This window comes from Phycisphaerae bacterium (assembly GCA_012729815.1).
Taxonomy (GTDB): domain Bacteria; phylum Planctomycetota; class Phycisphaerae; order JAAYCJ01; family JAAYCJ01; genus JAAYCJ01.
On record JAAYCJ010000037.1, the window covers coordinates 33,955 to 48,844 of the forward strand.

Annotated in this window: 11 protein-coding genes; all 11 read right to left on the reverse strand. The window is 65.0% G+C overall.

The window, feature by feature from the left end:
• Nucleotides 1-16: 16 nt before the first annotated feature.
• A complete protein-coding gene (gene nusA / locus GXY33_02895; protein NLX04073.1) occupies nucleotides 17-1,306 on the reverse strand; it encodes a transcription termination/antitermination protein NusA in 1,290 nt (429 codons plus the stop codon).
• Between the two features lie 239 nt (nucleotides 1,307-1,545).
• The gene (gene ugpC / locus GXY33_02900; protein NLX04074.1) at nucleotides 1,546-2,676 is read right to left on the reverse strand and encodes a sn-glycerol-3-phosphate ABC transporter ATP-binding protein UgpC; all 1,131 of its coding nucleotides are present in this window, start codon (nucleotides 2,674-2,676) and stop codon (nucleotides 1,546-1,548) included.
• 251 nt (nucleotides 2,677-2,927) lie between these two features.
• Nucleotides 2,928-4,038, reverse strand: a protein-coding gene (locus tag GXY33_02905; protein NLX04075.1) for a peptide chain release factor 2 whose coding sequence is annotated in 2 segments (ribosomal slippage) — nucleotides 2,928-3,971 and nucleotides 3,973-4,038 — 1,110 coding nt in all. Because the reading frame shifts where the segments join, the coding sequence is not laid out codon by codon here.
• Nucleotides 4,039-4,067: 29 nt separating this feature from the next.
• On the reverse strand, nucleotides 4,068-4,202 hold the full coding sequence (locus tag GXY33_02910) for a 50S ribosomal protein L34 (protein ID NLX04076.1): 135 nt from the start codon (nucleotides 4,200-4,202) through the stop codon (nucleotides 4,068-4,070).
• Nucleotides 4,203-4,476: 274 nt separating this feature from the next.
• Nucleotides 4,477-6,030 (reverse strand): Do family serine endopeptidase, encoded by a 1,554-nt coding sequence (locus GXY33_02915; GenBank protein ID NLX04077.1) that lies wholly within the window; start codon nucleotides 6,028-6,030, stop codon nucleotides 4,477-4,479.
• An 82-nt stretch (nucleotides 6,031-6,112) separates the two neighbouring features.
• Nucleotides 6,113-9,010: a phosphoribosylformylglycinamidine synthase subunit PurL gene (purL, locus tag GXY33_02920; GenBank protein NLX04078.1), complete on the reverse strand. Its 2,898-nt coding sequence runs from the start codon at nucleotides 9,008-9,010 to the stop codon at nucleotides 6,113-6,115.
• A complete protein-coding gene (locus GXY33_02925; GenBank protein NLX04079.1) occupies nucleotides 9,007-9,531 on the reverse strand; it encodes a thioredoxin fold domain-containing protein in 525 nt (174 codons plus the stop codon). The genes purL and GXY33_02925 overlap by 4 nt, the downstream gene beginning before the upstream one ends.
• Before the next feature lie 138 nt (nucleotides 9,532-9,669).
• Nucleotides 9,670-10,839, reverse strand: coding sequence for an exo-alpha-sialidase (locus GXY33_02930; GenBank protein NLX04080.1), 1,170 nt, complete (start codon nucleotides 10,837-10,839; stop codon nucleotides 9,670-9,672).
• A gap of 224 nt (nucleotides 10,840-11,063) precedes the next feature.
• The gene (locus GXY33_02935; protein NLX04081.1) at nucleotides 11,064-11,237 is read right to left on the reverse strand and encodes a DUF1328 domain-containing protein; all 174 of its coding nucleotides are present in this window, start codon (nucleotides 11,235-11,237) and stop codon (nucleotides 11,064-11,066) included.
• Between the two features lie 172 nt (nucleotides 11,238-11,409).
• Nucleotides 11,410-12,786 carry a PRC-barrel domain containing protein gene (locus GXY33_02940; protein ID NLX04082.1) on the reverse strand — a complete coding sequence of 459 codons (1,377 nt, stop codon included), beginning with the start codon at nucleotides 12,784-12,786 and terminating at the stop codon, nucleotides 11,410-11,412.
• A gap of 493 nt (nucleotides 12,787-13,279) precedes the next feature.
• Nucleotides 13,280-14,890: hypothetical protein (locus GXY33_02945; protein NLX04083.1), on the reverse strand; the 1,611-nt coding region annotated here is incomplete at its 5' end.

Genomic DNA, 14,890 nt, shown 5'->3' on the forward strand with positions numbered 1-14,890 from the left:
TCATCCAGACCTTTGACTAACCTTCCGACGGCTCGGACTCGGTCTTTTCTCCTTCCGTCTCCTCGCCCACGCGGGCCGAGAAACGCGCCGGCGCCGCGGACTCAGCGTCCGACGCCGCGGCCGCCGCGGCCTTCGCTTCGGCCTTCGCTTTTTCCATCTCCACCGCCGCCCGCTCCGCCTCGCCGGCGCACGCCTGCACCAGACGCTGCGACTCCTCCTCCGACATCGACAGCTCGCTCATCAGCGGCTCGGCGCCCACCTCCGACACGTCGCCCACCGACACCATGCCCAACGCCACGATCTTGCCCAGCAGCGTCGAGTCGCCCACGCCCGCCGACTGGATCACACGCTCCAGACGCTCGATCCCGGCGTTGTACTCCGCCGGCGTGATGATGTCGATATCCCAGCCGGTCAACCGGGCCGCCAGACGCACGTTCTGCCCGCGCTTCCCGATCGCCAGCGACAACTGCTCGTCGTCCACCAGCACCGTCGCACGGCCCAGCTCGAACGACAGGTAAATGTTCGTCACCTCCGCCGGCTTCAACGCGTTCCCGATCAGCACCGTGCTCGACTCGTTCCACCGCACGATGTCGATCTTCTCCCCGTTGATCTCGTCCACGATGCTCTTGATCCGGCTCCCGCGAACCCCCACGCACGCCCCCACCGCGTCCACCTTGCTGTCCAGGCTCACCACCGCCACCTTCGTCCGGTATCCCGCCTCCCGGCCCAACGCCTTGATCTCGATGATCCCTTCGGCCACCTCCGGAACCTCCAGCTCGAACAGCCGGCGGATAAAGTCCGGATGCGTCCGCGACAGCACGATCTTCAGCTGCGTCCCCGTCTCCCGCACATCGCGGATCAGCGACCGAAGCCGCTGGCCCGGCTGGTACGTCTCGCCCGGAATCTGCTCGCTCCGCGGCAAAAATGCCTCCACCCGCCCCAGATTCACCGTCACCGCCGAACCTTCCTGACGCACCACCGTCCCCGTGACGATCGTGTCCTTGCGCTCCAGGAACTCGTCGTACAGACTCCCCCGCTCGGCCTCCCGAATCTTCTGAATCATCACCTGCTTGGCCGTCTGCGCGGCGATCCGCCCCAGGTCGCGAAGGCTGATCGACTGCCCGTCGTGGCTCGCCTGGATCTGACCGTTGTGCCGGTCGATCGTCACCGTGACCTCATCCGTCGCCCCGAAGTATTTCCTCGCCGCCGACACCATCGCCGCCTCCAGGTCCGAAAACACCGTCTCCCGGTCGATGTTCCGTTCCTTCGCGATGACGTCCACGATCCTGAGTATGTCCTGGTTCATCCGTTCTGTCTTCCTTTCACTGAACGTCTTCGTTCCGTTCAACAAAAAAAGTGGGTGCGCAGCGCTTCCCACTTTTCCTCCGGTCACCCGCGGCATCCGCGCCGCGCTCCGTTCGCCGCCGTCGCGGCGCCCGATACCTTACGGTTCGACCTGGCTCGGCCCTGGTCGGTTTGTCACCGCACTCAGTTCATATGCCGGCCTCCTCGCACCGAACCGACCGGAAGAACTCGCCGCACCGCCTAGCCATGTCGGCCCTTCTCCAGCGTCACGTTCTCGCCGGTGTCGCCCGGCTCAAACACGTGCAGGCGAGATGCATCCACGTACATCCGCATCTCCTCCCCTTCCTTCACCGCCATCCGCGAATCCACGCGGGCCACGATGTGGTCGTGCGCCGCCGTCCGCATGTACACGTCCATCTTGTCCCCCAGCGGCTCGATCACGTCCACCTTCACCTTCAAACTGCTCCCCTCGTCGCCCGGCTCGCCCGCCTTCGGGGACAGATTCTCCGGACGAATCCCCAGCACCATCGTCTTGTCCTTGTACGGGGCCAGCCGGTCCTTCCACGACCCGTCAAGCCGCACCCGGTTGGCCTCGCCCTCCTGGAAGTATACGCTGCCGTTCTCGAACGTCACCCGACCGTCGAAGAAGTTCATCGGCGGCGTCCCCAAAAAACCCGCTACGAAACGGTTCACCGGCCGGGCGTAAATCGTCAGCGGCGCCCCGCACTGCTGGACCAGCCCGTCCTTCATCACCACCACCCGGTCGCCCAGCGTCATCGCCTCTTCCTGGTCGTGCGTCACGTAGATCGTCGTCGTCTTGAGCCGCCGGTGCAACTTCTTGAGCTCCGCCCGCGTCTCCACCCGAAGCTTGGCGTCCAGGTTCGACAGCGGCTCGTCGAACAGGAACGCCTTCGGCTGGCGAACGATCGCCCGGCCCACCGCCACCCGCTGGCGCTGGCCGCCCGAAAGGGCCTTCGGCTTGCGGTCCAGAAGCTTCTCGATCCCCAGTATCTTGGCCGCCTCCATCACCCGCTGGCGAATCTCCGCCTTCGGGTACTTCCGCAGCTTCAGCCCGAACGCCATGTTCTTGTAGACCGTCATGTGCGGGTACAACGCGTAGTTCTGGAACACCATCGCGATGTCCCGGTCCTTCGGCGGCACGTCGTTAACCACCCGCTCGCCGATCGAGATCGTCCCGTCGGTGATCTCCTCCAGGCCCGCGATCATCCGCAGCGTGGTCGTCTTGCCGCACCCCGACGGACCGACCAGGACGATGAATTCCGCGTCCTGAATCTCGAGATTCATGTCCTTGACGGCCAATACACCGCCCGGATAAACCTTCATAACGTCCTTCAAGAGAACATGTGCCATCGACCACTCCAAATTTCAATTGCCGCATACCGGCCGCGAAAGAACACGGCCAATAATAACAGAACTAGCCCGCACCATCTCCGTACGGGCTATTTCAGCCGTATTCAGGTAATTATAACTACGCCAGCCCCACTGTCAACAACCGGATTGGAAACTCCTGATCCGCCGTGCCTTACGCCACAGATGCCCCCTCGCCACCTACATCTGGGAGTGGCTCGTCCACCTACCCCCACATCTTGGGGCTTTTTGCCCTACCCGTGGTTCCGCTGCCGGGCCCGCTCCCGAAGGTAACTCTCGATGAACGCCTGAATATCCCCGTCCAGCACCGCCCCCGTATCGCCCGTCTGGTGGTCCGTCCGGTGATCCTTGACCATCTGGTACGGCTGAAGCACGTAGCTGCGAATCTGGTTGCCCCACGCGATCTCGCCCTTCTCGCCCACGATCTTGGCCAGTTCGGCGTCCCGCTTCTGCTCCTCAAGCCGCAGCAGCTTGGCCTTGAGCATCTGCATCGCCACCCGCCGATTCTGGTGCTGCGACCGCTCGTTCTGGCAGCCCACCACGATCCCGCTGGGAAGGTGCGTGATCCGGACCGCCGACGAGACCTTGTTGACGTGCTGGCCGCCCGCTCCGCCCGCCCGGAAAAAATCGATCCGAAGATCCTCGTCGCGGATCTCGATCTCCCCCTCATCGTCCAGTTCCGGCATCACGTCCACCGAGGCGAAACTGGTGTGCCGGCGATGCTGCGAGTCGAACGGGCTGATCCGCACCAGCCGGTGCACGCCCATCTCGCACGAGAGATAACCGTAGGCGTAGGGGCCCTTTACGTGCAGTGTCACCGACTGGATGCCCGCCTCCTCACCGTCCCGGCGAGACACCTCCTCCACGTCATAGTCGGTGTTCTGGAAGTACTTGAGGTACATTCGCAGGAGCATCTCAGCCCAGTCGCAACTCTCCGTGCCGCCGGCGCCGGCCTGAATGCTGAAAAAACAGTCCGATTCGTCGTGCGGCCTGCTCAGGAGCTTCTGAAGCTCCAGCTTGTCCAACTCGGACCCGATCGACTGCAACTGGCCCGTCATCTCCGCGACCAGCGACCGGTCCTCTTCCTGCTCCGCCAGCTCCAGCAGATCGGCCAGATCGTCGGTCTCACGGCCGAGGCGCTCCATGGGCTCGACCACGCTCTTGAGCGATTTGAGTTCCCCCACCGTCTTCTGGGCCCGCTCCTGGTCCGACCAGAAATCCGGCTGCTCCAACTGCCGGTGAAGCTCAGCCAGGCGGGCCTGCTTGCCTGCGAAGTCAAAGACTGTCCTTCAGCGCCACCACCCGGGAGCGCAATTGCTCCAGGTAGGCGCTGGGGTTCTCGATCGCCACCCCGTTGTTGACTTCCTTACCCACTAAACCACCTGCAACTTCCGGCCCGCCCGACGTTTGCGGTTCAACATCTTGCGGCCCTTGCTCGTGCGCATCCGCACCAGAAACCCGATCTTGCGCTTCCGGTGCCGTCTGCTGATCTTACGCGGATAATGCATCGCCGTCTCCTTCCACCTATGCCAGATCGCCTGTCGATCTCGTTAGAAACCCTCTATTATACAGTTGGGTCTGATCCAATTCCACCCCTACTTCGACGATTTGCTCCGGACTCGTTGGCCCCCCGCCGAGACGCTGGTCCATCGGTCCCATTAAAAATGCAACCGGCGGCCGCCCGACCGCCGGTTGCTGCTCCAACCTCAAACCGCACCCATCAATCTCTTGTCAGACCCCGGTTTCCCAAGGGCGGCTGATACTATAACACGACCGGGCCGGCTATTCCAGCGCAATAAAGATATTCCGGGTCGCTCCACCCTGGGTCAGGAAGTACAGGCGGATCCCCCCTCGTTCCCTCGCCGCTTCAACCGCCTGGGCGAATTCGTCGAGATTCGTCACCGGGCGGCCGTTGGCCCGCATGATCAGGCTCCCTTCGCTCAACCCAAGCCGGGCCGCGTTGCTGGTCGGGTCCACCTGCGTCACCAGCACGCCCTTGACGTTCTCGTACCCGTAGCGCTGGGCGCTCTCCGGGTCCAGCTCGCTGACCGTCACGCCCAGGTCATCGAAGCTGCGCTCCCCGTACTCCTGGTCCTCCATGCCCGGCATGCCGCCTTCCTGCTGGAAGAACCCCGCCGGCATCTTCTCCAGCGTGACGTTCAACTCCACCTTCGCTCCATCGCGCCAGACCGTCAGCGCCACCTCCTGGCCCGGAGGCGTCTGACTGACCAGCGTCTGGAGCTGCTGATTGTTGGAGATCGGCGTTCCGTTATAGGAAAGAATGACGTCATCCACCTTCAGCCCCGCCCGGCTGGCCGGGGTGTCCGGCATGACCTTGACCACCAGCGCGCCCTGCGTGTTCTCCAAACCGTACGATCGCGCCAGCGGCAGCGTCAGGTCGCCCGGCTGAAGCGCCACGCCCAGGTAGCTTCGCGTCACTTCCTCATTGTCGCGGAGCTGATCGGCCACGAAACGGGCCGTGCTCGACGGGATGGCAAAGCCGATCCCCGCGAACGACTGTGTGCCCGAAATGATCGCTGTGTTGACCCCGATGATCCGGCCCCGCATGTCCACCAGCGGACCGCCCGAGTTGCCCGGGTTGATCGCCGCGTCCGTCTGGATGTAATTCGTATAAATGCTCAGCGGAACGTTGCCGCGACCCAGGTAGCTGATGATCCCCTGCGTGACCGTGTTGTCCAATCCGAACGGATTGCCCGCCGCCATCACCCAGTCGCCGACCTGCAACCGTTCCGAATCGGCAAACTCCAGCGCCGCCAGACCTTCCGCGTTGATCTTGATCAGCGCCAGGTCGGTCGGCGGGTCGGTCCGCACCCACTGGGCTTCGTACGACCGGCCGTCCGGGAACAGCACGCGAACCTTGTCCGCTCCCTGCACCACGTGGTTGTTGGTCAGGATGTAGCCGTCCGAGCCGATTACCACGCCGCTGCCCAACCCGCCGCCGGGACGCTGACGCGGACGCCGACGCGGCGAGTCGGGATCGCGGAAAAACGGCCCGAAGAACCGCTCGAAATCCTCATCCGGGAACATCCGCGGACGCTCGCGGCTCGGCGTCGGCTCTTCCTGCGCCGCCGCCACCGACTCGATGTGCACCACCGACTGGCTGATCTTCTTGGCCACCGCGTTGAACACCCGGCTGATCCGCTCCGCCGCCGCCAGATCCTCCTCGGCGATCTCCAGGACCGGACGGGTGGTCGGGCTTCCCTGTTCTACCTGGGCCAACCCCGAAAGCGGCCCCAGGTTCCAGTAGAAGACCAGCAGCACCGCAAACGCAAAACCCAGTCCGAATCCCAACAGAGTCGATCTGCTCAGCTTCATGACCCAGCCTCCCTTAGTATCATGCAGAATTACTGAAGTAGCCTCGCTCATTGTGGGGTGTTGCCCCCCACAGGCTTTCCTATTATCCCAGACGCATTCCACCCTGCCAACTGTTTTTTAGGCCCTCGATCGGCTCGCACAGGAGCTGTCGGCCGCTGGCATCCACCATCCGCACCTGCGGCGAGTCCGTCACCACCCCCAGCCGACAGACCGGAATCCGCGCCGCCACCCGCAGGAACTCCCGCTCGTGCGCCGGGGCCACTTCGACCACCAGCCGGGTCGGCGACTCGCTGAAGATCAGCTCATCGATCCGCTCGATCTTCGACCGCTCAGCCAGCTCCGCAAGCGCCACGTCCAGCCCCCATCCGCCGGCAAACGCCATCTCCGCCAGCGCCACCGCCAACCCGCCCTCCGAACAGTCGTGGCAGCTTCGCACCAGGCCCCGTTCGATCAGCCGGTGCATGTTCTTATAGATGAGCCGCGCCTCCTTGAAGTCCACTTTCGGCACCGAATTGCCCAGGTGACCCAGGATCGACCAGTAGTGCGACCCGCCCAACTCGGCTTTGGTCCGACCAATGAGATATATCACATTGCCCGGACGCTTGAGGTCCATCGTCACGCACCGGTGGATGTCGTTGACCAGCGCCATCGCACTGATCAGCAGCGTCCCCGGAATGGCGATCCGCTCGCCGCTTTCCGTGATGAACTCGTTGTTCAGCGAGTCCTTGCCCGAGACGAACGGCGCTCCCAGCGCCTTGGCCGCCGCATAGCAGCCCTGGGCCGTCCTCACGAAAGACCCCATCTTCTCCGGATCCTCGCAACTGCCCCAACAGAAGTTATCCAAAATCGCGCAGCGGCTCGGATCGCCACCGACCGCCACCACGTTGCGGATCGCCTCGTCGATGCAGCACGCCGCCATCCAGTACGGGTCGACCTCGCCGTAGTTCGGGTTGATCCCGCAGCCGATGGCCAACCCCTTGGACGAGGACAGGATCGGCTGGATCACCGCCGCGTCGCCCGGCCCTTCGTTGGTCACGCCCACCAGGGGTTTGACCACCGAACCGCCCTGGACCTCGTGGTCGTACTGGCGGATCACCCACTGCTTACTCGCGATGTTCAGGTGTCCCAACAGGTTATGGAGCATCCGCCCGCAATCCGGGCAATCGCCCTGGGGCTCGGAGTGCTGTTTGGGCTGCCAGCGGGCCTGCTTGACCGTCTTGGGATCGCCCTCGTGCAGGAACTCCATCTCCAACTCGCCGACCGCTGTGCCCTGATAGCGGAGGATCAGCTTCCGGTCGCTGCGGAACTCGCCGATCGCGGTCGCCTCGACGTCCTCAGCGTCGCAGATCGCCTTGAGTTGCGGCCACTGGGCCGGCGGAACCGCCAGCACCATCCGCTCCTGGGCCTCGCTGATCCAGATCTCGTCGTACCGGAGCCCCTCGTACTTCAGCGGCACCTTATCGAGGTCGATCTCGGCCCCGATCTCCGCCCCCATCTCGCCCACCGCGCTCGAGAGGCCGCCGGCGCCGCAGTCGGTGATGGCGCTATAGAGCGTGCCGCTTGGCCAGTCGCGGGCCTGGAGGATCACGTCCGTCACCTTCTTTTCCGTGATGGCGTTGCCGATCTGGACAGCGTGCGAGAACTCCTGGTCCGATCGGTCGGTCAGCTCGCCCGAGCTGAACGTGGCTCCGTGAATGCCGTCGCGCCCCGTCCGTCCGCCCACCACGACCACCAGGTCGCCCGGTTTGGCGGCTTTGAAGCACTTGTCCCTGGGGATCAGGCCGATGTTGCCGCAGTAGACCAGCGGGTTGCCCAGGAACCGGTCGTCGAACCAGATCGCCCCGTTGACGGTGGGGATGCCCATCCGGTTGCCGTAGTCGCGGACGCCCGAGACCACGCCCTTGAGCACCTTCCGCGGGTGCAGCACGCCGGCGGGCAGATCCTTGAGCTCGTAATCCGGCCTGGCAAAACAGAATACATCCGTATTGGCCACCGGCTTGGCCCCCAGCCCCGCCCCCAGCGGATCGCGGATCACCCCGCCGATCCCCGTCGACGCCCCGCCGTAGGGCTCGATCGCCGAGGGATGGTTGTGGGTCTCGACCTTGAAGCACACGCCGTACGTCTCATCGAACTCGATGATGCCCGCGTTGTCCTTGAACACGCTGATGCACCACGGGCGGTTCAACTCCTTGGTCGCCCTAAAAACCGTCGATTTCAACAGATTCTTGATCTTCCGGCGGCCTTCGGGCCCCTGATAGTCCACATCGCTACGGAAGGTCTTGTGGCCGCAGTGCTCGGACCAGGTCTGGGCGACCATTTCGATTTCGACGTCGGTGGCCTCCCGGCCGATCCGACGATAGTACTCCTGGATCGTCCGCATCTCGGTCAGGTTCAGGAACAGGTCCGAAGCCTTCGAGAGCTCCATCAGGCCCTTCTCGTCCAGGTCGCGGATCGGCACGTGGCGGACCTGGAAACGGTGATCGGGCACCTCCACCGCCGGCTGAGCCCCGGTCGAACCGAAGACGACCTGCTCGATGCAGTCGTTGGCGATGATCCGCGAGGCGATCAGGGCCTTCTGCTCCTGGTTAAGATTCCCCTCAAAAAAGTACATCCGCGCCGTCCGCACGTCGGCGGCCTCGATGCCGAGCTGGCGGATCGCCTGCTGCGTCGAAAGGGCCACCGGGTCCATAACTCCAGGCTTGGGGCTAACTTCCATCACCACCCGGCCGTCGGCCTCGCCGGCAAAGCCCGGCGAATCGCACCAGATCTCCACCCGCTCGTGGACCGCGTCGGCCAGCAGGCGGGTCGCCAGTCCTTCGATCCGCTCGCGAGGCGCGTCGGAAGTGATCAGAAAGACCCGCCGGTGCTCGACGTTCCTGACGCCGCTGATGCCGAAATCGGCCAGCTCGTGCAAAACGCCCTGGGCGTGGGGGTCGCCCGATCCGCCCAGACGCGATACTTCAATCCGCCAAACGTTCATTCGTGACTCCGATGCTCCTGTGTGGTAGTGCTCTGGGTGGTCGGCCCGTGGGCCGCCCGCCCGACCCTCTCCATGCCGCGCCCGATGAATTCCACGAAGTCCTCCTTGTCCATCGCGCCCACGTGGCGGGCCACCGGGTGCAGATGGCCGTCATGCACCGCCGCCAGCACGCCCGACGGCGGGCCGGGGATGCCGAAGTTCTCCGCCAACTCCGCGTTCGCGTCCAGGTCGATCCGGGCCACCACGACCTGCTGGAGGACCTGGCGCACCTCCGGATCGATCAAGACCTCCCGCTCGAACTCGGTGCAGTACACGCACCAGTCCGCGTAAAACTCCATGTAAATCGGCTTGCCCTCAGCCGACGCCTGTTCGACCGCCTGCTCGAGGGCCATGCCCGGCCCCAGCACGCTCTGCGCCGTCGGCGCGGACCACCGGACGACCAGCAGGATCGCCGCTGCGCCCACGATCACCGTTAGCGCCGTCAGCATCAGGTTTCGCGTCGAACCGCTTTGTTCCGTCATCGCTCGATACCTCCTCCCAATCGCCACTATCTATTACCCGAAAGGCCGCTCCGGTTCAATGAGCCTCAGACACTAATTCTAGCTCCGCGCGAACCCAAAGCGCCCGCTGTCGGATGCAGGACGAGAAATGGGCGACCGTCACGCCGGCGCGTACGCGTTCGGCGTGGGCCAGCCGACGCGGGCGATCCAGACGCTGCCGTTGCCGCCGCGGTCGGTGGGTTTGTAGCCGGCGCGGAGCCAGAGGAACTCAGCGTCCGTCACCCATGACTCCGACGGGCTGATCGGTCCGGCCCCGAAGTTGCCCAGCATCAATCCGCGATTCGGGATCAGCACGCGCTCCGTCGCGCGGATCACGCACAGACGCTCGACGTCCACCCGCGCCATGAACAACGGAGCCCGCGAACGCGGGATATCGTCGTTGTCCGCCCCGCTTCGCGTGTAGCAGAGAAACAGGCCCTCCGGATGGGCCAGCCAGTGCTGCTGCGTGTTGACGCTGCCCAAGGGCGTCCCGTCGTCGAACGTCCACGGCGCGATCCTCGCGAAGTTCAATCCGTCGTCGCTGACGCCCACGTACCCGTTGACGTCCACCTCGCCGCGCAGCGTCAGGTAATACCGGCCGCGATAGCGGACGAGCGAACTCTCGGTGAACCCAGCCGCCTCGTCGCGGACGATCTCGTTGCCGCACCGCCGATAGCTCAACGTCCGTCCGTCGAACCCGCATTCGAGCACCACCACGCCGTACCCCTTGCCCGGCCGGCCGGCCGGAACCGGATAGTACACCGGCGCCAGCACCGTCCCATCCTCGCGCTCCACCCACTGGCACGCTCCGCTGGCCGCCAGGTCGAAAATCCCGCCCTTCGGAAGCGCCAGGTCGTGGATCGGACTCCACGCGTCGGCCGCCGCGTCATAGACCGCGTAGCACGTTCGGATACGCCCCGGCTTGTCGTTGGCGTGCGAGCCGTCCGCCGCGTACGACGTTTTGGTCCCGATCGCCAGCACCGTCCGCGCCGCCGCGTGCCAGCCGGGCGTCACGTCGTGAAACGACGAATGGATGCCCGGCTCGTCCTCGCTCGCCGCCAGGGCCGCCGGCTCGAACGGTCCGGCCCAACTGCGCCCCAGGTCGTCGCTGGTCATGTACCACAGGCCGGAGTAATGATCGTCCGCGTCCATGTGGCGGCTTAGCACCATCACCACCCGCGGTTGCCCGTCGCGACCCGCGCCGGGAATCGCCGCCGCCCGCGGATGAAACCAGCAGAACGCCTCGTTGACCTCCTCAAGAGGAATCTCACGGGTGATTTTGACGTCCATAGCAGCCTTTCGATAACTCGCACAACAGCATCCGCACCGCCGGAAACTATAGTGACCGGCCTTCAATTGAGCAAGCATCGACGGAATCCTCGAGAACCAGCCGGCGGCGCGCAACAAAAAGTCCGGCGCGCCCCGTGCCTTTCAACGCGGGACTCACCGGACGGCTCTGATCCTGAATTCGCCGACCGCCGGCGCGACGCGCCCCGATCGCCAGTTCCCGTTCGCTACGGCGCGGCGCGCCCGCCGAACAGCCCAAGAATGAGCAGGACGACGAACACCACCAAAAAGATGAAGAACAGGATCTTGGCGATCCCCGCAGCGGCGCCGGCCACCCCGGTAAACCCCAGGGCCGCGGCGATCAACGCGATCACCAGGAATAAAATGGTCCAACCTAACAAACCCATGATCCGCTCCTTTCTGCGATCCTCCGACCGAACGCCGTTGCTTGTTTCGCCGTCCGATCGCCCCGTGTTCGCAACGCTTGTCTTCGTATGCCAATTCGCTCGGCCAGCATCACTCTTCATTCGGCGAAACGCCGGCCAGGCCGCGCTTCCGCCGATTACGATCACGCTACTTGTTGGCATCCTTCTGAGGATGCTGCTTCTGGGCCTCACGCTGGGCCTGGCGCTCTCTGGCCGGCACGGCCCGCAGATCCTCGGTCGTCCACTTCGGTTCGCCCGTCGGGCTGCGCAACTCAAGCGTCTGATCGCCCTTCTGAATCTGGCCCGCCATCAGGACCGAGCGCCCGTTGACCTTCGTGGACGAGCCCTTGACCGTCACGCGGTCGCCGTAATAGAACTCGATCCCCTGGCGGTGCGCGTAGGCCTCCGGACCGGCGTACACCGTCACGGTGCCGCCGTCGGTGGTCTTGACCCGCAGCCGCAGGCCGGGCAGCGCGTTGGTGTCCGGCCGGAACGTCCCGACGCTCTGGATCGTCCCGCGAATCGTCTGGATCTGCTCCGGATCGAAGTTCTCGTTGTACGTGCTGCCGGGCAGCCACGGTTCGCTGCTCAGCGTCCCGTCGCCCTCCACGTACCCGAACACCTGCCAGTACGGCTCCTGGTCAAAGTGGCTGTGGATCCGCCGCGCGTACGCCGGGTTCGACAGGTCCGGCGCGTCGCCCTCGTTGTACGCGATCGACTTCAGCGAGTTCTTGGTCACGTCCAGGCGGAACGTGTCCAGCCGCGGACGCGCCTCCAGGGCGCTCCACGGCGCCGCGGCCAGCTCCTCGCCGATCCCCAGGATGCCGCCCCACGAGAGGATCGCATACACCAACCGGCCCTCGTGCATGTCGATCACCACGTTCTCCACGTCGCCGAGCGAGACGCCCTCGAGGTTCTTGACCTCCGTGCCGATGACCTTGCTCAACCGGCGAAACTCCATCTTGTCCTTGGCCACGGTCGTCCGCTGACCCGGCTGGTCGGCGGTTTCAGCCTCGGCGCTCACGTCGCCGTTGGTCGGCTGATTCTCGCGGTACTGCTGCGACTCCTCCTGGTAGAACTGGTGCACGCCTTGGCTCCACCGCGGATCGCCCATGTTCGGCCAGTTATCCTTGTTAAATCCGGGCGCCGCCTTGAGGCGATCCTTCTCGACGTCCAGCACCATCGCGTCGTTGGCCGCCGACATCGTCAGGGCCGACCACGGAATGGCGAAGTACTTGTCGCCGATCCCGAGGAACCCGCCGCGGGCCAGCACCGCGTACGATACGCGATCCTCGTTGGCGCTGAGCACCAGGTCGTCAATTCGGCCCAGATCCTCACCGGCCGGATTCTGCACCTTCAGGCCGATCAGGTGCGACGCCTTCTGAAGCAGCGGCTGAAACTCCCCTTGTCGCTCCGGCTGATCCGACTGCGCCTGCTGCTGGCCGACCACCGGAACCGCGACGAGCGTGAACAGCGCGCCGCCTACCAGAAATAGACTTGTCCAAAACCATCGTGTGCGATCCATAGCTGAACCTCCTATTGGCTCAGGCGACGAGTTGCCTGTGCAGCGGACGATCACCCAATCGCCACCTTGCCCCCGGAACTGCAGACAACTCCATCAACCCCCTAGGTTTCTACCCAAGTATAGAGCCACCACCGACCACCCACAATCGGGACAGGCCATGAATCTCCCATCAGGGAAACGGCGGATGCCGCGCCACCCGCACCCAGGCGGCATCGGTCCGATCCGCCGCCGCGCCATGCCACAAACGCTGGAGTCCCAACCCGCTGAACCCAACACCTTTCCTGCCTGACGGTAAATTGATGGTGCCGCCCCCAGCCGCGTCGCAAGCCTTGACTCGCCTCAACCCGTCGGCGCACCGGCCCGAAACCGGCGCAACACAGAGGGCCCGACGAAACGATCGCTCGCTTCGCCGGGCCCAATCCCCTTGCCGGCCATCGTGATGCCGGCCTGTTGCCCACACTGTCAGCAGTTCCAGATCACGCGTCGGACCAGGCTACTCCTTGTGCTCCTGCTTCTGCTGTCTGTCCTGATCCTTTTGCTTCTCCTGATCCTGCTGGCCCTGTTGCCCCTGGCCCTGCTGTTGCATCTGCTCGAGCTGGCTGGCATCCCACTGGGGCTGGCCCTGCTCATCGCGCAACTGCAGCGTCTGGTCGTCCTTCTGGACCTGCGTGGCCATGATGATGGACTGGCCCTCATGCTGCGCGGTCGCGCCCTGGATCTGGACCTGATCGCCCTGGTTGAACGAGAGCCCCTTCTGCTGGACGAAGGCCACCGGCCCCAGATGGACCATCTGGGTCTGGCCCTCCTGCGCCTGGACCAGCAGCATCAGCCCCGGCATCGCGCCGGCCTCCGGCTGGAACATCCCGACCTGCTGGACCGTGCCCTGGACGCTCTGGACCTGGTCGGCCTTGAACTGCTGGTTGTACTGGCTCTCAGCCTTCCAGGCATCGACCGCACCGCCTGGCCGGCCCTGCCCTTGCTTCTGTTGCTGTCTCTGGCGGTCCTGCTGACGCTGCTGGGCGCCCTGCGGCTGGCCTTCCTGCGCGCTCTGGCGGAACTCGCCGCCGCGCTGCATGCGCTGCTGCTCCATCTGCTGGAGCTGGTTGGCGTCCCACTGCGGCTGACCCTGCTCGTTGCGCAACTGCAGCGTCTGGTCCCCCTTCTTGAGCTGCGAGGCGAGCACCACGTTCTGACCGTCGATCTTGGCCTGCGACCCGGTGATGGTCACCTCGTCGCCGTAATGGAAGTTCAGGCCCTTCTGGCTCGCGTAGGCCCGCGGACCGGCGTGCACGATCATGCTCTTGCCGTCCTGGGTTTTGACCCGCAGACGCAGTCCCGCCGTCGAGCCCGACTCCGGATGGAACGTCCCGACGCTCTGGATCGTCCCCTGCATCGTCTGGACCTCGTCGGCCTTGAACTGCTGGTTGTACTGGCTGTCGGCCTTCCACGCCTCGATCGACCCGGCCTGTTCCCGCCCGGGCACGTACCCGTAGACCTGCCAGTACGGCTCCTGATCGAACTGCTGGTAGAGGTTCATCACGTAGCTGCGGTCGAACTCCGGATACTCACCGCCCTCCAGCTTGGCGGCCTCGAGCATCTTCTGATCCGCGTCGATCCGCGCCACCTCCTGGCGCGGCCGGATCGTCACCGAACTCCACGGCACCGCCGACATGTCCTCGCCGATGCCAAGGACGCCGCCGTACGAGATGATCGCGGCCACCAGGTGCCCGCTGTTCGTGTCGATCATTACGTTCTCGATCTCGCCGAGATCCTCAGCCTGGCGGCCCTGGACCTCCGTCCCGATCAACTGCGAAAGCCGGCGGGTCCAGAAGTACTCGCCCTGGCCCTCAGCCCCGCCGCGGCCCGACGCGCTCTGGCCCGTCTCCCCGCCACGGCCCCAGCCGTCGGTCTCGCCTTCCTCTTCAATGATGAGCACGTCCGTCTCGCCATTGTCCCCGCCGGTCAACGCCTCACCGCTCCGTCGGCCGCGCTCCATGCCGCTCTCCCCAGCCTCGCCGACGTCCTCCGCCCCGCGACCGACGTCTTCGGCTCCGCGCTCCGCGGCACGGCCGACGTCCTGAGCCCCGCGGCCGATGTCCTCGGC

Coding starts and splice junctions, on each gene's coding strand:
- nusA (NLX04073.1), bottom strand. CDS start 1,306: ATGAACCAGGACATACTCAGGATCGTGGACGTCATCGCGAAGGAACGG.
- ugpC (NLX04074.1), bottom strand. CDS start 2,676: ATGGCACATGTTCTCTTGAAGGACGTTATGAAGGTTTATCCGGGCGGT.
- GXY33_02910 (NLX04076.1), bottom strand. CDS start 4,202: ATGCATTATCCGCGTAAGATCAGCAGACGGCACCGGAAGCGCAAGATC.
- GXY33_02915 (NLX04077.1), bottom strand. CDS start 6,030: ATGAAGCTGAGCAGATCGACTCTGTTGGGATTCGGACTGGGTTTTGCG.
- purL (NLX04078.1), bottom strand. CDS start 9,010: ATGAACGTTTGGCGGATTGAAGTATCGCGTCTGGGCGGATCGGGCGAC.
- GXY33_02925 (NLX04079.1), bottom strand. CDS start 9,531: ATGACGGAACAAAGCGGTTCGACGCGAAACCTGATGCTGACGGCGCTA.
- GXY33_02930 (NLX04080.1), bottom strand. CDS start 10,839: ATGGACGTCAAAATCACCCGTGAGATTCCTCTTGAGGAGGTCAACGAG.
- GXY33_02940 (NLX04082.1), bottom strand. CDS start 12,786: ATGGATCGCACACGATGGTTTTGGACAAGTCTATTTCTGGTAGGCGGC.